The sequence below is a fragment of the Herbaspirillum huttiense genome, assembly GCF_004367745.1.
Lineage (GTDB): Bacteria > Pseudomonadota > Gammaproteobacteria > Burkholderiales > Burkholderiaceae_D > Herbaspirillum > Herbaspirillum huttiense.
On record NZ_CP037993.1, the window covers coordinates 1,244,505 to 1,264,213 of the forward strand.

At 62.9% G+C, this 19,709-nt stretch carries 18 protein-coding genes; 12 read left to right on the top strand and 6 right to left on the bottom strand.

Annotation, left to right across the window (positions count from 1 at the left end; all coding sequences use genetic code 11):
* Nucleotides 1-56: 56 nt before the first annotated feature.
* The 4 genes from E2K99_RS05540 to E2K99_RS05555 are packed head-to-tail and all read left to right on the top strand — an operon-like array spanning nt 57 to nt 3,301.
* Nucleotides 57-929 (top strand): branched-chain amino acid ABC transporter permease, encoded by an 873-nt coding sequence (locus E2K99_RS05540; RefSeq protein WP_034340218.1) that lies wholly within the window; start codon nt 57-59, stop codon nt 927-929.
* Nucleotides 930-933: 4 nt separating this feature from the next.
* Nucleotides 934-1,908, top strand: a complete 975-nt coding sequence (locus E2K99_RS05545; protein ID WP_134221603.1) for a branched-chain amino acid ABC transporter permease — start codon at nt 934-936, stop codon at nt 1,906-1,908.
* Nucleotides 1,895-2,599 (top strand): ABC transporter ATP-binding protein, encoded by a 705-nt coding sequence (locus tag E2K99_RS05550; protein WP_134221604.1) that lies wholly within the window; start codon nt 1,895-1,897, stop codon nt 2,597-2,599. Before E2K99_RS05545 ends, E2K99_RS05550 begins: the two co-directional genes overlap by 14 nt.
* Nucleotides 2,600-3,301: an ABC transporter ATP-binding protein gene (locus tag E2K99_RS05555; RefSeq protein WP_134221605.1), complete on the top strand. Its 702-nt coding sequence runs from the start codon at nt 2,600-2,602 to the stop codon at nt 3,299-3,301.
* A gap of 114 nt (nt 3,302-3,415) precedes the next feature.
* Here the strand turns inward: E2K99_RS05555 and E2K99_RS05560 are convergent, their stop codons facing one another.
* Nucleotides 3,416-5,692 carry an NADP-dependent malic enzyme gene (locus E2K99_RS05560; protein WP_134221606.1) on the bottom strand — a complete coding sequence of 759 codons (2,277 nt, stop codon included), beginning with the start codon at nt 5,690-5,692 and terminating at the stop codon, nt 3,416-3,418.
* A gap of 522 nt (nt 5,693-6,214) precedes the next feature.
* Here E2K99_RS05560 and E2K99_RS05565 point away from each other — a divergent pair.
* The 4 genes from E2K99_RS05565 to E2K99_RS05580 all read left to right on the top strand — a co-directional run bounded on the left by E2K99_RS05565 (nt 6,215) and on the right by E2K99_RS05580 (nt 10,600).
* Complete coding sequence (locus tag E2K99_RS05565) at nt 6,215-6,961, top strand: DUF2076 domain-containing protein (RefSeq protein WP_134221607.1); 747 nt, start codon at nt 6,215-6,217, stop codon at nt 6,959-6,961.
* A 220-nt stretch (nt 6,962-7,181) separates the two neighbouring features.
* Nucleotides 7,182-7,619: a MarR family winged helix-turn-helix transcriptional regulator gene (locus tag E2K99_RS05570; RefSeq protein WP_134221608.1), complete on the top strand. Its 438-nt coding sequence runs from the start codon at nt 7,182-7,184 to the stop codon at nt 7,617-7,619.
* Nucleotides 7,620-7,722: 103 nt separating this feature from the next.
* Entirely contained in the window at nt 7,723-9,018 is a 1,296-nt protein-coding gene (locus E2K99_RS05575; RefSeq protein ID WP_134221609.1) for an MFS transporter, read from the top strand.
* 160 nt (nt 9,019-9,178) lie between these two features.
* Nucleotides 9,179-10,600 carry a S1C family serine protease gene (locus tag E2K99_RS05580; protein ID WP_240733859.1) on the top strand — a complete coding sequence of 474 codons (1,422 nt, stop codon included), beginning with the start codon at nt 9,179-9,181 and terminating at the stop codon, nt 10,598-10,600.
* A gap of 35 nt (nt 10,601-10,635) precedes the next feature.
* Here E2K99_RS05580 and dkgB read toward each other — a convergent pair whose 3' ends face one another.
* Nucleotides 10,636-11,445, bottom strand: a complete 810-nt coding sequence (dkgB, locus tag E2K99_RS05585; RefSeq protein ID WP_134221610.1) for a 2,5-didehydrogluconate reductase DkgB — start codon at nt 11,443-11,445, stop codon at nt 10,636-10,638.
* A gap of 342 nt (nt 11,446-11,787) precedes the next feature.
* On the opposite strand from dkgB, the gene E2K99_RS05590 reads away from it, so the two are divergent.
* The 3 genes from E2K99_RS05590 to E2K99_RS05600 all read left to right on the top strand — a co-directional run bounded on the left by E2K99_RS05590 (nt 11,788) and on the right by E2K99_RS05600 (nt 15,892).
* On the top strand, nt 11,788-12,858 hold the full coding sequence (locus tag E2K99_RS05590; RefSeq protein WP_121044057.1) for a LacI family DNA-binding transcriptional regulator: 1,071 nt from the start codon (nt 11,788-11,790) through the stop codon (nt 12,856-12,858).
* A gap of 185 nt (nt 12,859-13,043) precedes the next feature.
* On the top strand, nt 13,044-14,423 hold the full coding sequence (gudD, locus tag E2K99_RS05595) for a glucarate dehydratase (protein ID WP_134221611.1): 1,380 nt from the start codon (nt 13,044-13,046) through the stop codon (nt 14,421-14,423).
* A 113-nt stretch (nt 14,424-14,536) separates the two neighbouring features.
* The gene (locus E2K99_RS05600) at nt 14,537-15,892 is read left to right on the top strand and encodes an MFS transporter (protein WP_134221612.1); all 1,356 of its coding nucleotides are present in this window, start codon (nt 14,537-14,539) and stop codon (nt 15,890-15,892) included.
* 96 nt (nt 15,893-15,988) lie between these two features.
* On the opposite strand, the gene E2K99_RS05605 is transcribed toward E2K99_RS05600, so the two are convergent.
* Together E2K99_RS05605 and E2K99_RS05610 are read right to left on the bottom strand one after the other, a co-directional pair.
* Nucleotides 15,989-16,342 carry a hypothetical protein gene (locus E2K99_RS05605; RefSeq protein WP_134221613.1) on the bottom strand — a complete coding sequence of 118 codons (354 nt, stop codon included), beginning with the start codon at nt 16,340-16,342 and terminating at the stop codon, nt 15,989-15,991.
* Between the two features lie 19 nt (nt 16,343-16,361).
* A complete protein-coding gene (locus E2K99_RS05610) occupies nt 16,362-17,156 on the bottom strand; it encodes a polymorphic toxin type 44 domain-containing protein (protein ID WP_134221614.1) in 795 nt (264 codons plus the stop codon).
* A 282-nt stretch (nt 17,157-17,438) separates the two neighbouring features.
* On the opposite strand from E2K99_RS05610, the gene E2K99_RS05615 reads away from it, so the two are divergent.
* Nucleotides 17,439-18,362, top strand: a complete 924-nt coding sequence (locus E2K99_RS05615) for a DedA family protein/thiosulfate sulfurtransferase GlpE (RefSeq protein WP_134221615.1) — start codon at nt 17,439-17,441, stop codon at nt 18,360-18,362.
* Here the strand turns inward: E2K99_RS05615 and E2K99_RS05620 are convergent.
* Nucleotides 18,344-18,730 (bottom strand): OsmC family protein, encoded by a 387-nt coding sequence (locus E2K99_RS05620; protein ID WP_088755225.1) that lies wholly within the window; start codon nt 18,728-18,730, stop codon nt 18,344-18,346. The genes E2K99_RS05615 and E2K99_RS05620 overlap by 19 nt on opposite strands.
* A gap of 159 nt (nt 18,731-18,889) precedes the next feature.
* Entirely contained in the window at nt 18,890-19,468 is a 579-nt protein-coding gene (sodB, locus tag E2K99_RS05625) for a superoxide dismutase [Fe] (RefSeq protein ID WP_034339352.1), read from the bottom strand.
* Between the last annotated feature and the right edge of the window lie 241 nt (nt 19,469-19,709).

Consider the following 19,709-nt stretch of genomic DNA (forward strand, 5'->3'; position numbering starts at 1 on the left):
CGGCGCGCACGCTGCACGGGCGGGCGCGCCGTTGCCCACTCCAACGGAATGCAGACATGAATGAACTGATACTGCAAGCCCTGTACTCGGGGCTGCTGCAGGGGGGCTCTTACGCTCTCATTGCCCTGGGCCTGGCGCTGGTGTTCGGTGCCATGCGCGTCATCAACCTGGCGCAGGGTGAGCTGGTATTGCTGGCGGCCTATATCGCCTACTCGGTGGAATCGGGCCTGGGCCTCAATCCGGTACTGGCCATTCCCATCGCGCTGGTGGTGGTGTGCCTGACCTCGGCCATCGTGTATTTCGTGGTCAGCCGCATCAAGAAGGACCGCGAGATCAATTCGCTGATCCTCACCTATGGCATCGGCGTCATCCTCACCAACGGCATGCTGCTGATCTGGAAGGCCGACATCCGTTCCACCAGTTCCGAATGGCTGCAGGAAGCCTTCGTGCTCGGCCCCTTCTACAGCATGCGCAGCGAAGTGCTGTTCTTCGGCGTGAGCCTGTTGATGATGGCCGCACTCTGGTGGTGGCTCTCGCGCAGCTGGTATGGCCGTGCGGTGCGCGCCGTCTCCAGCAACCGCGATGCGGCCAAGCTCATGGGCATCAATCCCGGCTATACCGAACTGGTGTCCTTCATCGTGGCGGGCATCCTGGCGTCCTTCGCCGGGGTGGCCTTGTTCAGTTACGGTGTTATCAGCCCAGCTTATGGCGGAGTGCTCACGGTCAAGGCTTTCATTATTACTGTATTGGCCGGTGTGGGCTCGATTCCGGGCGTCCTGATCGGCGCGATCCTGCTCGGCGTGGCCGAGGCGCTGACCGTGACCCTGGCCAGCTCGGCCCTGCAGGAACTGGCGGGCATGGGGCTGTTCCTGCTGGTGCTGTTCATCATGCCCAACGGCTTGTTCGGCGTGCGCGCAAGAAGGGGATGAGATCATGACGATGAACAAGAACAAGCTGCCCGCACTGCTGCTGCCCTTGCTGCTGATCGGCGCACCGCTGCTGCTGGCGCAGGACCATTACGTGATGAGCCTGCTGGTGGCCTCGATGGTGATCGGCGGCATCGCGCTGTCGTGGGCGCTGCTGGGCAACCTGGGCGGCATGATCAGTTTCGGTCACGCGGCTTTCTTTGGTGTGGGGGCTTATACCTCGGCGGTATTGAGCATGAAATTCGGTGTGCCGGTATTGCTGGGCTTGCTGCTGGGCGGCGTCGGTGCGCTGGTGGCGGCGCTGGCGATGTTGCCCGTATTACGTCTGCGCGGTCCGTATTTCGCGCTGGCGATCCTGGCGTATGCACACATCTTCCGCATCCTGGCCACCGAGTGGACGTCGATGACCGGCGGCTCGGGCGGGCTCTCCAACATTGCGCGCCTGCCGACGGTGATGGGGGTGGACCTGTCGAGCAAGATCGGCGCGTATTTCGTGATCCTGCTGATCGTGGTGGTATTCGCACTGGTGTATGCACGGGTGCGCGAAAGCCACTATGGACTGGCCCTGCGTGCCATGCATGAGAGCGAGGACGCGACCCGCGTGGTGGGCGTCAACAGCACCGTGCTCAAGGGCATGATGCTGCTGCTGTCGGCCTTCATGTGCGGCGTGGTGGGTGCCTTCAATGCGCACTACATCAGCTTCCTGGAACCGGACTATGCCTTCAGCGCCCTGTGGGTCACCATCCCCATCGTGGCGGCCATCTTCGGAGGTTATCGCAGCATCACCGGACCGGTGGTCGGGGCGGTGGTGGTCTACCTGCTGGACCAGCTGGTGTTCAAGAACATCATCCCTTCCGGCCATCAACTGGTGCTGGGGGCCTTGCTGGTGGCGATGATCGTCTTCAGTCCGGACGGCTTGTTGCCACTGCTGCGCAAGCTGGGCAAAGGCAAATCCGCAGGAGGCAAGCATGCTGCAACTTGAAAAAGTCTCGGTGCGCTTCGGTGGCCTGACGGCGGTCGATGAAGTCACGCTGCAGGTCGGCACCGGCGACGTGGTCGGCCTGGTCGGTGCCAATGGCGCGGGCAAGACCACGCTCTTCAATGCCATCTCCGGACTGGTGCGTCCGACCAGCGGCAGCATCCGCTTCAATGGCGCCGATATCCTGCATGCGCCGCTGCACCGCCGTGCGCGGCTGGGTATCGGCCGCACCTTCCAGATTCCGCAGCCCATGCATGAACTGACGGTGCGGCAGAACCTGACCGTGGCGCAGCGCTTTGCTACCGGCAAGGTGGATGCGGCCAAGATCGACGAAGTGCTGGCCTTCACCGGCCTGGCCGAAAAAGCCGAGCGCGATGCCGCCACCGAACTGGCGCTGACCGAACTGAAAGCGCTGGAAGTGGCCAAGGCCCTGGCCACCCAGCCCAAGCTGCTGCTGCTCGACGAAGTGCTGGCCGGGCTGGAGACCAATGGCAAGCGCCGTTTCATGCAGATGCTCAAGGGCCTGCATGAGGCCTTTGCGGTGGGCATCGTCATCATCGAACACGACATCGAGACCATCAGCAACCTGTGTCCGCGCGTGGCCGTGCTCAACTTCGGCCAGCTCATCGCCGAGGGCGCGCCGGCGCAGGTGTTCAATGATCCGGCAGTCATCAAGAGTTATACGGGAGCGTGAATGCTTGAAGTCACCAACCTGCGCGCCGGCTACGGTGCCATCAATGTGCTGTGGGATGTCTCGCTGACAGTGGGGCAGGGCCAGCTGACCACCATCATCGGGCCCAACGGTGCCGGTAAAACCACGCTGCTGCGCGCCATCATGGGCCTGATCCCGATCGGGCAGGGGCAGGTCACGCTGGAGGGCAAAGTGCTCAATGGCATGCCGACCTGGGAAATGTCCAAGGTCTCGATGGCGATGATCCCGGAAGGACGCATGATCTTCCGCGCCATGAGCATCGAGGAAAACCTCATCGTCGGTGCCTTCGCCCCGCAGCACCGCGCGCGCGTGAAGGACAACCTGGAGCGCGCCTACACCATGTTCCCAAAGCTGCGCGAACGTCGCCGCCAGCTGGCCGGGTCACTCTCCGGTGGCGAGGCGCAGATGCTGGCGATGGCGCGCGGGCTGATGTCCGAACCGAAGCTGCTCATCATCGACGAACCCTCGCTGGGACTGGCCCCGGTGGTGGTCAACGAACTCTTCGAAATCCTGGCGCGATTGAAGGCAGAGGGCCGCACCATCATCCTGGTGGAGCAGAACACCGAACGCGCTGTGGGCGTGGCCGATCACGTCTACCTGATGCAGGGCGGCAAGGTGATCCTGTCGCAGAAGGCCAGCGAGGTGGCGCTGGATCATCTACATGATCTTTATTTCGCACGATGAGGCCATGACGGCGCGCTGCGGCTGACCGGTGTGCGCCAGCGTGAAGTTTTGTTCCAAAACAAAACGCCCCGCCGTCTCACGACAGCGGGGCGTTGTTCATGCTACCTGCGGGACTCAGGCCTTGGGCTTGCCGTCCTGTGCCTTGGCCGCTGCCAGCGCGGTCATGTTGATGACACGGCGCACGGTGCTAGACGGGGTCAGCACATGCACGGGAGCGGCCGCGCCCAGCAGGATGGGGCCGATGGTGGTGCCCTGGCCGCTGCTGGTCTTCAAGACATTGAAGAGGATGTTGGCCGCGTCCAGGTTCGGGCAGACCAGCACGTTGGCCGCACCGGTGAGGCCGCTGTCGGCCAGGCCCGCATTGTTGCGGATCTTTTCCGACAGGGCGGCGTCGCCGTGCAGTTCACCGGCGGATTCGACCTCCGGTGCCAGCTTCTTGAAGGCTTCATGCGCGGCAGCCATCTTGCGGGCCGAGGGACGCGAGGAGCTGCCATGGTTGGAGTGCGACAGGAAGGCCACCTTCGGCGGCACACCAAAGCGCGCCACTTCTTCGGCGGCCGCCTTGGCGATGCGCGCCAGCTGCTCGGCGTCCGGGGTGTCGTTGACGTAGGTGTCGGTGATGAAGAGCGTCTGTTCCGGCAGCAGCACCGCGTTCAGGGCGGCGAATTCCTGCGCGCCGTCCTTCAGGCCAATCACCTTTTCCACATGGGCCAGGTGGCCGTCGTAGTTGCCATCCAGGCCGCACAGCATGGCGTCGGCGTCACCGGCCTTGACCATCAGCGCCGCCAGCAGGCTGCCGCTGGCGCGCACGTCGGCTTCGCTGCCGTCCTTGTACTGGGCGGCGTACTGCGCCACGCGGGCGTCGCTGGCCGGGTCGATCACTTGCACGTTCTGGCCGATCTTGATGCGCAGGCCGGCCTTCTTGATGCCGGCTTCGATGGCGGCGGGCTGGCCGACCAGGATCGGTGCGGCCAGGCCTTCGTCGGCCACGAACTGCACGGCGCGCAGCACGCGCTCATCCTGGCCATCGGCGTAGACCACGCGTTGCGGCGCGACCTTGGCGGTGTTGAAGACGGGCTGCATGAACATGCCGGTCTGGTAGATGAAGCGGGTCAGTTCTTCACGGTAGGCGGCGTAGTCCTTGATGGGACGGGTCGCCACGCCGGACTCGGCAGCCGCCTTGGCCACGGCCGGGGCGATCTTCAGAATCAGGCGCGAATCGAACGGGGTCGGGATCAGGTAGTCGGCACCGAATACCAGTTCCTTGCCGGGGTAGGCGGCGCTGACTTCGGCGCTGGTCTCGGCCTTGGCCAGGTCGGCGATCTCGCGCACGCAGGCCAGCTTCATGGCTTCGGTGATCTTGGTGGCACCGCAGTCCAGCGCGCCACGGAAGATGTAGGGGAAGCACAGCACGTTGTTGACCTGGTTCGGGTAGTCCGAACGGCCGGTGGCGATGATGCAGTCCGGACGGACCGACTTGGCCAGCTCGGGGCGGATTTCCGGTTCCGGGTTGGCCAGCGCCAGGATGATGGGCTTGTCGGCCATGGTCTTGACCATCTCGGCGGTCAGCACGCCAGGGGCCGAGCAGCCCAGGAAGACGTCGGCACCGTTGACCACGTCGGCCAGGGTACGTGCTTCGGTCTTGATCGCGTAGCGCTGCTTGGAGGCGTCCAGGCCACCGGGGCGGCCTTCATAGATGACGCCCTTGCTGTCGACCATGTAGACGTTCTCGCGCTTCACACCCAGGCCGATCATCACTTCCACGCAGGCGATGGCGGCTGCGCCCGCGCCGGAGACGGCGATCTTGACGGCGCCGATGTCCTTGCCGACCAGTTCCAGGCCGTTCAGCAGGGCAGCCGAGGAGATGATGGCGGTACCGTGCTGGTCATCGTGGAAGACCGGGATGTTCATGCGGGCCGAGAGCTTCTGTTCGATGTAGAAGCATTCCGGGGCCTTGATGTCTTCCAGGTTGATGCCGCCCAGGGTCGGCTCCAGTGCGGCGATGATCTCGACCAGCTTGTCCGGGTCGTTCTCGGCCAGTTCGATGTCGAACACGTCGACGCCGGCAAATTTCTTGAACAGGCAGCCCTTGCCTTCCATCACCGGCTTGGAGGCCAGCGGACCGATGTTGCCCAGGCCCAGCACGGCGGTGCCGTTGCTGATGACGGCCACCAGGTTGCCGCGCGAGGTGTAGTCGAAGGCCTTCAGCGGGTCGGCTTCGATGTCCAGGCAGGGATAGGCCACGCCCGGCGAATAGGCCAGCGACAGGTCGCGCTGGTTCGACAGCGGCTTGGTGGGGCGGACTTCGATCTTGCCGCGCGACGGGGTGCGGTGGTATTCGCGGGCGGCGTCACGCAGGAGTTGCTCGGCGGCAGAAATTTGTTGGGTCATGGTCTGGTTGAGGGATGAAAAACGGTCTTGAAAAAGCGGTCTGCGCAACGACTTGCGTTGCTGCGGCCAGCTTGTACTGTTCTGGTTTCCTGGTCTTGAATGCGGCGGGCCGATCGGGAAGGATGGTGTTTCTCGTCGGTCCGGAGTGGGGTACGGAAAGCGGCCTCCAGTGATGGTGGCCGATAGTCCGCGCCTGCCTCCGCCTGCTCCGGGCTTGTGGCCGCCGGAACGGGTGCGGGGAGGGGGATATTACCTAAAAATTCACGCTTCGGGTTTTTTGCGGCCATGCCGTTTGATATCAACGGGGCGCCGGTGGCTGTTACAAGCTGTTTCCAAGTTGACGATTGTTGACACAAATCTGCAAGCAAGGCGCGCGCATAATGCCATTGAGCCTGCTGATGAGTCTGATGCCAGCCATCGGTGGGAGCGGTTGGACGCGTTGTGTCTACAGTCTGCGTTTCAATCGCGATTCAAGCGTGTTCATCGTTTTTTTGATTTTTCATTTTCGTTGGGAGCGTCATCATGAGTCCGCAAGAAACCCAAGCCCTTCAGGATTTTCTCCAGCAACTGACGCAGGTGCAGGGCATCAGCAAGGATGCCCAGGCCGATGCCATGATCCAGGCGGCGGTGGCGCGCCAGCCGGATGCGGCGTATCTGCTGGTGCAACGGGCCTTGTTGATGGAACAGGCCCTCAACGCGACCAAGGCCCAGGTGGCCGCCCTGCAGAATCAGGTGCAGTCGTTGCAGGCCAATGCCGCAGGCGGCGCGCGGAGTTCTGGCTTTCTCGATGGCAACGCCTGGGGCAACGCGCCCGCGGCAGCCTCGGCACGTCCGCAGCCTGCGGCCCCGGCTTATATGCCGGCCCCTGCACAGCCTTATCCCGCGCCTCAGCAGGCCGTGCCCGCCTATCAGGCAGCCCCGCAGGCCGCGCCTTCGTCCGGCTTCTTTGGCGGCGGCATGGGCAGCATGCTGGGCACGGTGGCGGCGACCGCAGCGGGCGTGGCCGGTGGCGCCTTCCTGTATCAAGGCATCGAGCACCTCTTCAATGGCAACAGCGGATCGGGACTGGCGCACCAGAACGGCTTGAGCGCGCCGGTGGAAAATATCGAGAACACTACCGTCAACAACTACTACGGCAGTGATGGGGATCGCAAATCGGATTTCGCCAGCAATGACAGTGGCAGCGACTCCGGCAGCAGCAGCGATCTTGCCGATCTGAGCAATTTCGATGTGGATGACGGCGGGGGATACGACGATACCCTGGTGTAAGCCGCAATCCCCCTCGGAGAAGCCTGCGCGAGCAGGCTTTTTTTACGCCCCGCTTTTCCGTAGGCGCATTCCCGCGTCGTGGGTATGTCCTGATCTCGCTTGACTTCAAGCAGTACGCTACCTATGATGCGCATACATCGATGCATATGCATTGTTTTGTGCGATCCCCGGCGCGGCCTCGTTGACGCCGGATTGTCATCCCTCGCCAACCGGATTCCCCATGAGCAAGGACATCTGCACCTGCGCCCCCCTGCGTCGTCTCACCCGCAGGATCACCATCATCTATGACCATCACCTGCAGGACAGCGAGCTGAGCATCACCCAGTATTCGTTGTTGAGCCGCATCGGCCGCAAGGGACCGATCGCCAATATCGTGCTGGCGCAGGACATGGGCATGGACCGCAGCACCCTGAGCCGCACCCTGAAACCCCTGGTGGCCGCCGGCTGGATCGAGACCGTCGACCTGCCCGACGATGCCCTGCTGGACAAGCGCTCCTTCGCCCTGCAACTCTCCCGCACCGGCCGCGCCAAGCTTGAGGAAGCCCGGCCGCGCTGGCGGCGTGCCCAGGACGAGATCGACCGCCGTCTCGGTCCCAAGCTCGCGCGCGAATTCAATGACCTCATCGAAGATGCCTATGCCCGCCTGCAGGACGCCTGACGCGCCAACAGGCCCGGTTTAAGGGTGCAATGAACTTTGCTTCACCCGACGAATCGCTCCCACCCATCCAACAAGCTCGCACTGCCCTCCCGACAGGATCGCCATGAACAAACTGACCCAATCGCTGGCCAACGCCGTCACGCCCCGCTTCCACTATGCCTGGGTGGTGGTGGGCGTGATCTTCCTCGTGCTGCTGTGTTCGGCCGGCATCCGCGCCACGCCTTCGGTGATGATCCTGCCGCTGGAACAGGAGTTCGGCTGGAACCGCTCCACCATCTCGGTGGTGATCTCGGTCAACATCGCCTTGTATGGCCTGATCGGCCCATTCTCGGCGGCAGCCATGCAGCGCTTCGGCATCCGCCGCGTGGTGCTGGGGGCGCTGGTGCTGCTGGCCAGCGGCACGGCCCTGTCGACCCTCATGCACATGCCCTGGCACATGCTGCTGTCGTGGGGTTTGCTGGTCGGTGCCGGTACCGGCGTGGCGGCCAACACCCTGGGCGCGACCATCGTCAGCCGCTGGTTCGAGACCCGGCGCGGCCTGGCCATGGGCTTGCTGACGGCCAGTGCGGCTACCGGGCAGATGGTGTTCCTGCCGCTGATGGCCTCCATGGTGGGCAGCTACGGCTGGCGCTCGGTGGCTTTCCTGGTGTCGGCGGTGGCGCTGCTGGCCATTCCGCTGGTGTGGCTGCTGCTGCCGGAAGGCCCGGCGGCCATCGGCCAGAAGATGGTCGGCCAGACCAGCGAGACCGCCGATGATGGCCGCTCCAAGCGCAATCCGCTGGCCATCGCCTTCGATGCGTTGCGCACGTCGGTGCGCATGCCGGACTTCTGGCTGCTGTTCATGAGCTTCTTCGTCTGCGGGCTCTCCACCAATGGCTACATCGGCACGCAGTTCATCGCCATGTGCAATGACTACGGCATCAATGAAGTCAAAGGCGCTTCCATCCTGGCGGCCATGGGCATGCTGGACCTGGTCGGTACCACGCTCTCGGGCTGGCTCTCGGACCGCTACAATCCGCGCGTGCTGCTGTTCTGGTATTACGGTCTGCGCGGACTGGCGCTGATTTTCCTGCCGTATGCCTTCGGCTTGCAGTATTACGGACTGGCCATCTTCGCCATCTTCTATGGCCTGGACTGGATCGCCACCGTGCCGCCGACCGTGCGCCTGGCCAATGACGTCTTCGGCCGCCTGGCCGCGCCCATCGTGTTCGGCTGGATCGTGGCCGGGCACCAGCTCGGGGCCGCTACTGCCACCACGGTGGCCGGCTACATGCGGGCGACGCTGGGCAACTACACGCTGTCGTCGATCATGATGGGCGTGGCCTGTCTGATCGGCGCGGTGCTGGTGTTGCGCATCAAGGGACATCAGGGAGCGCAGCCGCAACCGGCCAGCGCGTAAATCATTTCACCTGTGTCTTTTGGAGAAGGCCAGCTTTCTTGTGGAAGCTGGCCTTTTTTTCCTATATCGGGCATTTGGGACAATCGCGGAGACCGTCGGCAGCATGCCAGAATGCGCTCTTTCGCCAGCCGGGGCGCTGGCCCATTTTCCTCGCTCGATGATGAACAAGACTCTCCGGCTACTCCTGCCGCGCCGTCTGGCGCGGCTGCCTCTTCAGCTCGCGCTGCTCGCTTGCACGCTCTCCCTGATGCGTGGCGTGCAGGCCGCCGAAGCCCTCATGCCCGCCGTCGAAGACAAGACCCCGCTGCTGATGCCGCCGCAAGCCGCCGCACGGCCCGCCTACCTGGCACGTGCGCAGCGCCGCTTCGAGCAGGGCAGCCAGGGCAACCAGATCATCGGGCAGTTGCAGGGTGGGCTGTTCTGTACCCGCAGGAACGAGATCGTCTGGAACCAGAACAGTGCCGAAGTGATGTTGCCGACCAATGCGCTGTTCCTGCGCTTTCGCAGCGAGCTGCAGCAGCATGGCTATCCGGTGCCGGCGTCCCCGGCCGAACCGCTGTTCCGGGAACAAGACGCTGCCCAGGAACGCGCCCGGCCAGCCGACTTCAACCTCCAGGTAGGCGTGATCATCAGCCAGTTCCAGACCAATCTCTGCGCCAAGGGCGGCGACAGCTGGACCGGCGAGGCCTATCTCCGCCTGGAATGGCAGGTGTTCGCGCCGGAGCAGCGCAAGGTGATCTATCGCGGCATGAGCGAAGGCGTATTCCGTTCGCGTGAGCGCAGTCTTGATGGCAGCGTGCCGCCGATTCCGATGGAAGCCTTTGGCGCGGCGGTCCGCAATCTGCTGGCCGATCCGCGCTTTGCGCTGGCGCTGCAATCGCCCTATGACAGCGTGGCCGCGGCTGCAATTGGCGGTGCCGGCAGCGACGTTGCGCGCGCACCGGAGGCCATGCCGGCGGGCAGCCCGCTGGCCATCGACAATCAGCCCGCCGAACGGGGCAATGGCGAGATCGCCAGGGTGATGCCGGAGTTGCGTTCTGCGGTGGTCACGGTGCTGACCGAGCGCGGCTCCGGTACCGGCTTCTACATCGGCAGTTCCGGCTGGCTGCTGACCAACCAGCATGTGATCGGGCAGGCGCGCGCGGTGCGGGTGCGCCTGCCGACCGGACGAGAACTGCTTGCTGAAGTCGTGCGGGTGGATGCGGCGCGTGACATTGCGCTGCTCAAGACCGAAGCGCCGGGTGTGCGGCCAATGCCGCTGCGCATGGGCGAGCCGGGCATCGGCGAGGATGTGTATGCGCTGGGTTCTCCGCTGGGCGATGCCTTCAATACCACGCTCACGCGCGGCATCCTCAGTGGCGTGCGCAAGGTGCGCGATCTGGATTTCCTGCAGAGCGATGTGGCGATCCTGCCGGGCAGCAGCGGCGGTCCCTTGCTGGACAAGTCAGGCCAGGTGATCGGCATCACCGTGGCCGGGCTGGGGGCCAAGGGACTGGCCGGGATGAACTTCTTCATCCCGGTCGGCAGTGCCATCGAGCGCCTGCAATTGCAGTTGCAGAACCGCGATCAGCGCAAGCCCTGATCCGCTCTGTTGCTGCACGCAGCGGGCAGCAGCGTTCAATCCCACTGCGGCGCAAATCCCGGATTGGCAAGCCGCTCGCCACGGTCGAGCGCAGCGATGGCCTGCATCTCCGCCTCGGAGAGCGTCAACCGTTGCGCCTGCAGATTGGCGGCCAGGTTCTCGCGTCGGGTCGAGGAGGGGATCACCGCAAAGCCCTGCTGCAGCGACCAGGCCAGCGCCACTTGTGCGGCCGACACTCCATGGCGGGCGGCGATCTCCAGCAGCGTCGCGTCCTCCATCACCTTGCCATACGCCAGCGGCATGTAGGCCGTCAGGTGGATGCCCTTGGCACGGGCAAAATCGATCACCTTGCGGTTCTGCAGGAAGGGATGGATCTCGACCTGATTGGTGGCAATGGCTTCCGCACCGACGGCGGCGATGGCCTGCTCCATGTGCGCGATGGTGAAGTTGGAAATGCCGATCAGGCGCGTGAGCCCCTGTGCCTTGGCCTCGGCCAGTGCCTGCAGGTAGTCGGCCACCGGCAGTTCATCCTGGGGGGAAGGCCAGTGGATCAGCGTCAGGTCGACCTGATCGAGGCGCAGCTTGCGCAGGCTTTCCTTGAGACTGGGGAGGAGCTTGTCGCGGGAGAGGTTTTCGGTCCAGATCTTGGTGGTCACGAAGAGATCATCGCGGGCCACGCCACTCTCGGCGATGGCTTGGCCGACTTCGGCTTCGTTGCCGTAGATCTGCGCGGTATCGATGTGGCGATAGCCGAGGTCCAGGCCGTTGCGGATCGAATCGATGACCTGCTGGTCCTTGAGACGGAAGGTGCCCAGGCCCAGGGCGGGGAGGGTGGAGGTGTGCATGACTTGTCCTTTGCGTTGATGATGAGGCCCGGCAGGCCAGTGCTGCCGGGGCGATCAGGATCAGAGCGATTGAGTATCGGACAATTCCTTTTTCGCTTGAAGTGCCGCACGGACAAATCATTGTTGAATTCAAGTCAATAATGCATGCGCGGCATTTGCCGGTCTGCCTCGCACTTCCCGGCGACGGGTGAGGCGATGCGCATCGTTCCCTGCGTTTTGCCGAGACGGTATCCGAGGCAACTGCCAAACCCGACGCACAGCTTGTCGCATTGGTAACGCTACCAGCCGCAATGCTAGAATGCCGCCATGTCCGAAAAGCGTATGCCTCCTCCAGATTCTCCGATGCAAATCACCAGTGCCGAGCGCGACGACGACAGCGCCGAACCGCGCCGCCGTGCTGCCCGCAAGAGCGCCGGTGGCATCACGCTGCGCGACGTGGCGCAGCTGGCGGGCGTGGCACCGATCACTGCATCGCGTGCGCTCAATACACCGTCGGCAGTCTCGCCCAAGGTCTTGCAGAAGGTGCGTGAGGCGGTCGAGAAAACCGGTTACGTGCCCAACCTGCTGGCCGGCGGACTGGCCTCCAACAAGAGCCGGCTGGTGGCGGTGGTGGTGCCGACCGTCATCGGTCCGGTGTTCCAGGAAATCGTCCATACCCTGACCGAAACGCTGGCTGCGGCCGGCTACCAGGTCATGCTGGGCCAGAGCGGCTACGAGAATTCGCGCGAAGATGCGCTGCTGGAAGCCATCATCGGGCGCCGTCCCGATGGCGTGGTGCTGACCGGCATCATGCGCTCGGCAGAAGCGCGCAAGCGGCTGCTGGCCAGCGGTATCCCGGTGGTGGAAACCTGGGACCTGACCCCGACCCCCATCGACATGCTGGTGGGCTTCTCGCACGAAGCTATCGGCCGTGAGGTGGCGCGCTACCTGCATGCGCGCGGACGCCGCAAGGTGGCCGTGGTGGGCGGACGCGATGAGCGCAGCCAGCGGCGCATGAACGCCTTCGCGCAGGAGTGTGCGGCGCTGGGCATGCAGCAGGGCAGGGGCGAGGTTCCCATGTATCACGTCGTCGCCCCGACTACGCTGGGGCAAGGCCGCCAAGGCTTGGCCGAACTGCTGCAGGCGCAGCCTGATCTGGATGCCATCTTCTGCAGCTCCGACTTGCTGGCGCTGGGCGTGATGATCGAAGCGCAGAGCCGCGGCATCGCCATTCCCGGCCAACTGGCCGTGGTCGGTTTCGGCGATCTGGAATTCTCGCGCGACCTGCAGCCACGCCTGACCACGGTGCGCATCGATGGCACCGGCATCGGGCAGCGCGCCGCGCGCTTCATCATCGAGCGCGCCTCGGGCAGCGAGGTCAGCGAGCGTATTGTCGATGTCGGCTTCTCCATCATCGCGCGCGACAGCGCCTGAGTTTTCGCCGAAGCGCCGCATCTTTCCTGATCTTTCCTCATCCTTCCTGATGTGCTGATGCCTTGAGGCAATCAACGCTTCCCCATTGACAGTCAAAATTGGTACCGCTACCATGCATTCAATTCAAATTTGGTACCGCTACCAATTTGCAGTCTGATCGTTTCCGTTTCCGGAGAAAACCCGCCATGACCCAGAACCCAGCTTCCGCATCGTCCCCGACATCGTCGCCATCCCAGCACAAGGGCGCGCCGCGCGTGACCGGCATGCGCGTCATCCCGGTGGCCGGGCATGACAGCATGCTCTTGAACCTCTCGGGGGCGCATGGCCCGTATTTCACGCGCAATATCGTCATCCTCACCGACAGTGCCGGCAACACCGGCGTGGGCGAAGTGCCGGGCGGGGAGGGTATCCGCCAGACGCTCGACGATGCGCGCTCGCTGGTGGTGGGCCAGTCCATCGGCAATGTGCAGGCCATCCTCAATCGTGCGCGTACCGCTTTCGCCGACCGCGATGTGGGTGGACGCGGCCTGCAGACCTTTGACCTGCGCATCGCCATCCACGCCGTCACCGCGCTGGAGGCGGCCCTGCTGGATCTGCTGGGCAAGTTCCTCGACGTGCCGGTGGCTGCCTTGCTGGGCGAGGGCCAGCAGCGCGACGAGGTGGAGATGCTGGGGTATCTGTTCTACGTGGCCGATCGCCGCAAGACTGACCTGCCGTATCTGGCCGCAGCGGATGCGGACGATGACTGGCTGCGCCTGCGCCACGAAGCCGCGCTCACGCCGGAGGCGGTGGTGCGCCTGGCCGAGGCGGCCTATGCGCGCTACGGTTTCAATGACTTCAAGCTCAAGGGTGGCGTGATGCGTGGCGAGGAGGAGATCGCCGCCGTCACCGCCCTGGCCGAGCGTTTCCCCAAGGCACGCATCACGCTCGATCCGAATGGCGGCTGGCTGCTCAAGGATGCCATTCGCCTGTGCCGCGACCAGCATGATGTACTGGCCTATGCGGAAGATCCCTGTGGTGCTGAAGACGGCTACTCGGGCCGCGAGGTGATGGCCGAATTCCGCCGTGTTACCGGCCTGCAGACCGCTACTAACATGGTGGCGACCGATTGGCGCCAGATGGGCCATGCGATCTCGCTGCAATCGGTGGATATCCCGCTGGCCGATCCGCATTTCTGGACCATGCAGGGCTCGGTGCGTGTCGCGCAGATGTGCCATGAATGGGGCCTGACCTGGGGTTCGCATTCGAACAACCACTTCGATATTTCTCTGGCCATGTTCACTCACGTGGCCGCGGCCGCTCCCGGCAAGATCACCGCCATCGATACCCACTGGATCTGGCAGGACGGCCAGCGTCTTACACGCGAACCGCTGCAGATCGTGGGCGGCAAGGTCAAGGTGCCGGCCAGGCCGGGGCTGGGCGTGGAGCTGGATATGGAACAGGTCGAGGCGGCGCACCAGACCTACCGCAACATGGGGCTGGGCGCGCGCGATGATGCGGTGGCCATGCAATACCTGATCCCCGGCTGGAAATTCGATCCCAAGCAACCTTGCCTGGTGCGTTGAGCACAGGTCTTCATCTCCCTTGACGAGGCTGCGAGAAGAGCGCGCTGAACGCGCCGGCGGCCTGCACTTTCTTTCATCAACCGGCAGTACGGGCTCATACGAGGAGACAACCCGTGAATCCATCCCAGTCCTCCCCCGCAGCGAACCAGGTCCTCACCTCGGCGGTGAGCAAGATCAAGTGGCGCATCCTGCCGCTGTTCGTGGCGATGTTCATCATCAACTACATCGACCGCGTCAACATCGGTTTCGTACGCAGTCATCTCGCGACCGATCTCGGCATCGGCGCAGCGGCCTTTGGCCTGGGCGCGGGGCTGTTCTTCGTCGGCTACGCCATCTTCGAAGTCCCTTCCAACATGCTGCTGCAACGCTATGGGGCCCGCGCCTGGCTCACGCGGATCATGTTCACCTGGGGCCTGGTGGCGGCTTGCATGGCCTTCGTGCATAGCGAGACCAGCTTTTATTTCATGCGGTTTTTGCTGGGCGTGACCGAGGCCGGTTTCTTCCCGGGCGTGGTGTATTACTTCACGCAATGGCTGCCCAACCATGAGCGTGGCCGGGCGATGGCGGTGTTCCTGTCGGGGTCGGCAATTGCTTCGATTCTCTCCGGTCCGATCACCGGTGCGCTGCTGCTGATTGAAGGTGGCGGACTGCATGGCTGGCAATGGATGTTCATCATCGAGGGCGGTGCGTCGATGCTGTTCTGCGTGGTGGTGTGGAAGGTGCTGGACTCCACGCCGCGCGATGCCAAGTGGCTCTCGCCGGAACAACGCGAGGCGCTGGCTACGGTCATCGCGGCCGAACAGGAGCAGCGTGCCGCCAATCGTCCAGCGCACGTTTCGGCGCTGACCTTGTTGCGTGATCCGCAGATCGTGCTGTTCTGCCTGATCTATTTCGCCATCCAGCTGACCATCTATGGCGCCACCTTCTGGCTGCCGACCATCATCAAGAAGATGGGCCACTTCAATGATTTCCAGGTCGGCCTGTTCAATTCGATTCCGTGGATCGTGGCGATTGCGGCGATGTATGTCTTTGCCGTGCTGGCCGCGCGCTACAAGAAGCCGCAGTTCTGGGTGGCGACAACACTGGTGATTTCGGCCATCGGCATGGCGGTCTCGGCTTCGGCCGGTCCCGTGATCGGCTTCGTGGCGGTGTGCTTTGCGGGCATCGGTTTCAAGGCCGCTTCGTCCTTGTTCTGGCCCATTCCGCAGGCTTATCTGGACGCGCGCATTGCGGCAGCGGTGCTGGCGTTGATCAATTCGCTGGGCAACCTGGGTGGCTTCTTCGCACCGGCTACCTTCGGTTACCTGGAGCAGAAGACTGGTTCCATCCAGGGCGGCCTGTATGCATTGTCGGGGGCTTCGCTGGTGGCGGCGGTGCTGGTGTTCCTGGCACGGACCCGGCCGCCGGTGCAGGGCGGCGGCGGCTCGGCTGAAGGCCGCACAGAACCGGTGGCCAAGCACGCGGTGTGAGCACGGCGCGCGATTGATTTCTCCGAGGTCTTCCTCGTTTGCCCCGTGTCTCTGGTGGTCGCCAGAGTCCGGGGCATCTTTCTTTGTATATACAGATCAGAAACGGTCCAAGAAGCCGTGATGTTTTTCTACACGGAAGTGGGCTTGTGCATCGATATAGACATCGACCCGGCTGAAGGGTGGGCCAATTTCGGCGCCCTCGTCGTTGACAAAAGGTGTGCTGACAATGACCCAGAAATCTTCGCCGGGGAACATGGGCGTGGAGAATCGAACGCTTTGGCCTGGGTTGAGATGGTCGCGGGTAATGCTGTGTTCTGCATTGTAAAAATAGGAAACGGGTTGGCTAGCGTCAGCGGCATAGTGAATTGCGATAGTCGGTCGCGCTACATACCATGCAGCCAAGATGACCAGGGAGGCCAAAACGACTATTTTGGTGAGGCGAAGACTCATGGGCGATTACTCGTGTCGTTCAGCGAATGCATTGATGTGGTCGCTTTGCATGATTGTCGCCGCCCGAACCCCACGGCAACTCAACGAAGGTGATCTCGCTCAACAGGAGTTCGGCCGACAGCGTACCTGGTTTGGCCGAAGTGTAAAGGTCAATCCCCAGCTGTATTGAAATGTGATCTTGTACATCGTCTGCGCTATTGGGCCATGGACCATTTTCAGGATGTCGCTGCATGACTGGCCATCTCTTATTTTCCAGGATGTCACGCTTCGCATCACTGAGTGCTTGCGCCAAGCCTGCACCGCCGAGCAATTCGTTACTACTGAAGCCGACAGCCGTTCCCACGTAGCCGTAATGAATATTTGACCAAATATCGTAAAAATAATCGTACTGAGCGTATCTTTGCCAGCCCTTGCGAAATATCCCTCTTTGCATCAGCATGGCTTTGATTTTCGGTTTATGGTCCCACGGCTGCCCGGGCGCAACCTGCATGGTCCACATCTGGTACGCAGCCAGCTTGTGTCCAGTGGCGATATTGTAGTAGTCCGGCATAGCGCCCAACTTGGCGTGCCAAGCCTGTGCATTCCATTTTTTTATCTCGGCTTCGGGATCAAACTGATTCGCTAACGTTATTTTCTTGCCCTCTGGCGTAAAGGGGTTTTTCTTCATTTCGGCCACGATGTATTGCGCCACCGGAATCGCATCGTTCGGATCTCGACACACACGAACGATTGTCGGCTCCCGGTCGCCCATCGGTTTGGTCTCGTGAATGGCCGCCAGCAGCCAGGTTTTTTCGTTGCTTCCTTTTGCATTCATCTCGGCTCCTTGACGTGGGTTCTCACATGACTTCCAAGCAGGGGCCGGAGGTCATGGCGAGGTTCAATATCGCGGTAGGGAGCATAAGGGCGGGCAGATGAATGTTTCTTTAATCGCAAGATTGCGGCGGGAATCCTCCATAAATTACGACGAGCCATTAGCCTGCTTCGGTGTGCGCCGAGCATACCGAACCCGGCAAAACTATAATGGGCTCCTGCACACCGCCATCACGGCGGAACAGTCGCCGCCTCCCAGGCGGCGAGACGTCAAGGCAGCCCGTCCATGGACACCCTCTACCACCTGATCGAGCAATACGGTCTGATCCTCGTTTTCGTCAACGTGCTGGTCGAGCAACTGGGCGCGCCGGTGCCGGCCTATCCCACGCTGATCATCACCGGTGCGCTCTCGGCGACCGGCCGCTACTCGCCGGCGCTGTTGCTGCTGCTGGCGGTGAGTGCGGCACTCATTGCCGACTATTGCTGGTATCTCGCCGGTCGCCGCTACGGCCGCCAGATCATGTCGCGCCTGTGCCGTATTTCGCTTTCGCCGGACTCCTGTGTGCGCCAGACCGAATCGATCTACCTGCGCTGGGGCGCGCGTTCGCTCTTGCTGGCCAAGTTCATTCCGGGCTTCGCCTCGATTGCCAGTGCGCTCTCCGGCACCATGGGCACACGCCGCATCAGCTTCCTGCTGTGGGATGCGGCGGGCAGCGCCCTGTGGGCGGGACTGGGGATTTTCCTCGGTTCGCTCTTCAGCTCGGCCGTGGATGACCTGCTCAATGTGCTGGCGCAATTGGGCCATTACGGCATGCTCATGATTGCCGTGGCGCTGGCAGCCTTCGTGGCCAACAAGTGGTGGCAGCGCCGGCGTTTCCGCAAGTCGCTGGAGATGGCGCGTATTTCAGTGGATGAATTGAATACCATGCTCGAAGAGGGCAATGCGCCCACCATCATCGATGTGCGTTCGCCGCTGTCGCAGCAGGATGGCCGCATTCCGGGTGCGGTCACGATTTCCAACCAGGAAATCCAGACCTTCGTCTTCGATGGCCCCGTCGAGGGTGAGGTGGTGGTGTATTGCGCCTGTCCCAACGAGGCCTCGGCGGCCATGGTGGCGCGCCAGCTGATGCGGCGCGGCTACACGCGCGTGCGGCCGCTCACGGGCGGCATCGATGCCTGGCGCGCCGCAGGTTACGCCATCGATGTCTGAATCGCGGTGCCCTGGCGGATGGTCTTGGTGACCGGGGTCTTTTCGCAGATCTCGGCCAGGCGCGTGAGCTGTTCCTGCGACAGGGCATTGCCGAAGCTGATCTTGCGGGTGATGGTTTCCAGTCCGCTGTCGTCTCGCCCGAAGTGGGCGTCCACCGAGATGCTGCCCAGGTCCCAGCCCTTGCGGTCGGCGTACATGCGCAGCGTGAGCGAGGTGCAGGAGGCCAGCGCGGCCAGCAGCAATTCATAGGGGGCCGGACCGGTGTCCTTGCCACCATTGCTCTCGGGTTCGTCGGACTTGAGCTGGTGGATGCGCGCCTTGATGTCCTGGGCGTAGCCGGCGGCATTGTGCAGGGTGACGTGGGCCATGCGGGTCTCCATTCGGTGAGGTGAGGGGATGGGCGATTGTGGCACAGGCGGGCTGCGCGATCTTGTATTTTCCTGCGCGAAGCATCCCTCCCAAGACGAAATACGGACGAAAAAAAACCACGCTCGCGCGTGGTTTTTTCTTGCCGGGAGGCAGGGTGATCAAGCGAAGTTCTTGGCCACGAAGTCCCAGTTGATGATGCCCCAGTAGTTCTCGACGTACTTGGCGCGTGCGTTGCGGTAGTCGATGTAGTAGGCGTGTTCCCACACGTCCACGGTCAGCAGCGGCTTGCTGTCGGTGGTCAGCGGGGTGCCGGCGCCAGTGGTGTTGACGATGTCCAGGGAACCGTCAGCCTTCTTGACCAGCCAGGTCCAGCCGGAACCGAAGTTGGCCAGGCCTTGCTTGGTGAACTCGGCCTTGAAGGCGTCGAAGGAACCCCACTTGGCGTTGATGGCGTCAGCCAGCGCGCCGCTCGGAGCGCCTTGGCCCTTCGGGGTCAGGCCGTTCCAGTAGAAGGTGTGGTTCCACACCTGGGCAGCGTTGTTGAAGATGCCGCCGGAAGATTTCTTGATGATCTCTTCCAGGGACAGGTGTTCGAATTCGGTACCCGGGATCAGGTTGTTCAGGTTGGTCACATAGGTCTGATGGTGCTTGCCATAGTGATATTCCAGGGTTTCCTTGGAAATCGTGGGCGCCAGCGCGTCCAGATCGTAAGGCAGTGCCGGAAGGGTATGTGCCATGATGAATCCTTTCAGTCTTGTTGGTTTGCTACGAAGGGGTCTTTTCCGAACCTGCGATTCTAAAGCGGAAGACAATTCTTTGCACTCGGTCAAATCTGGCGCGCGTCAGTCGCGCATCGGCCTCCAGTGCGGCAATGCGAATGGTTCCCAATGGGAGACGCTGGTCGCCAGCGCAGGCAAGACCGTAGATGCCAGTCCCCGCAAGACGTTCCAGCTCATCCGCGCACTGGCTTCCGATGGT

What these genes read in the sequence shown, in the direction of transcription:
- dkgB (WP_134221610.1), bottom strand. Translation starts at nt 11,445, where the DNA reads ATGCACACCTCCACCCTCCCCGCCCTGGGCCTGGGCACCTTCCGTCTC.
- E2K99_RS05570 (WP_134221608.1), top strand. Translation starts at nt 7,182, where the DNA reads ATGAGCAAGGACATCTGCACCTGCGCCCCCCTGCGTCGTCTCACCCGC.
- E2K99_RS05590 (WP_121044057.1), top strand. Translation starts at nt 11,788, where the DNA reads ATGCAAATCACCAGTGCCGAGCGCGACGACGACAGCGCCGAACCGCGC.
- E2K99_RS05605 (WP_134221613.1), bottom strand. Translation starts at nt 16,342, where the DNA reads ATGAGTCTTCGCCTCACCAAAATAGTCGTTTTGGCCTCCCTGGTCATC.
- E2K99_RS05565 (WP_134221607.1), top strand. Translation starts at nt 6,215, where the DNA reads ATGAGTCCGCAAGAAACCCAAGCCCTTCAGGATTTTCTCCAGCAACTG.
- sodB (WP_034339352.1), bottom strand. Translation starts at nt 19,468, where the DNA reads ATGGCACATACCCTTCCGGCACTGCCTTACGATCTGGACGCGCTGGCG.
- E2K99_RS05580 (WP_240733859.1), top strand. Translation starts at nt 9,179, where the DNA reads ATGAACAAGACTCTCCGGCTACTCCTGCCGCGCCGTCTGGCGCGGCTG.
- E2K99_RS05550 (WP_134221604.1), top strand. Translation starts at nt 1,895, where the DNA reads ATGCTGCAACTTGAAAAAGTCTCGGTGCGCTTCGGTGGCCTGACGGCG.
- E2K99_RS05560 (WP_134221606.1), bottom strand. Translation starts at nt 5,692, where the DNA reads ATGACCCAACAAATTTCTGCCGCCGAGCAACTCCTGCGTGACGCCGCC.
- E2K99_RS05545 (WP_134221603.1), top strand. Translation starts at nt 934, where the DNA reads ATGACGATGAACAAGAACAAGCTGCCCGCACTGCTGCTGCCCTTGCTG.
- E2K99_RS05540 (WP_034340218.1), top strand. Translation starts at nt 57, where the DNA reads ATGAATGAACTGATACTGCAAGCCCTGTACTCGGGGCTGCTGCAGGGG.
- E2K99_RS05620 (WP_088755225.1), bottom strand. Translation starts at nt 18,730, where the DNA reads ATGGCCCACGTCACCCTGCACAATGCCGCCGGCTACGCCCAGGACATC.
- E2K99_RS05610 (WP_134221614.1), bottom strand. Translation starts at nt 17,156, where the DNA reads ATGAATGCAAAAGGAAGCAACGAAAAAACCTGGCTGCTGGCGGCCATT.
- E2K99_RS05555 (WP_134221605.1), top strand. Translation starts at nt 2,600, where the DNA reads ATGCTTGAAGTCACCAACCTGCGCGCCGGCTACGGTGCCATCAATGTG.
- E2K99_RS05615 (WP_134221615.1), top strand. Translation starts at nt 17,439, where the DNA reads ATGGACACCCTCTACCACCTGATCGAGCAATACGGTCTGATCCTCGTT.
- gudD (WP_134221611.1), top strand. Translation starts at nt 13,044, where the DNA reads ATGACCCAGAACCCAGCTTCCGCATCGTCCCCGACATCGTCGCCATCC.
- E2K99_RS05575 (WP_134221609.1), top strand. Translation starts at nt 7,723, where the DNA reads ATGAACAAACTGACCCAATCGCTGGCCAACGCCGTCACGCCCCGCTTC.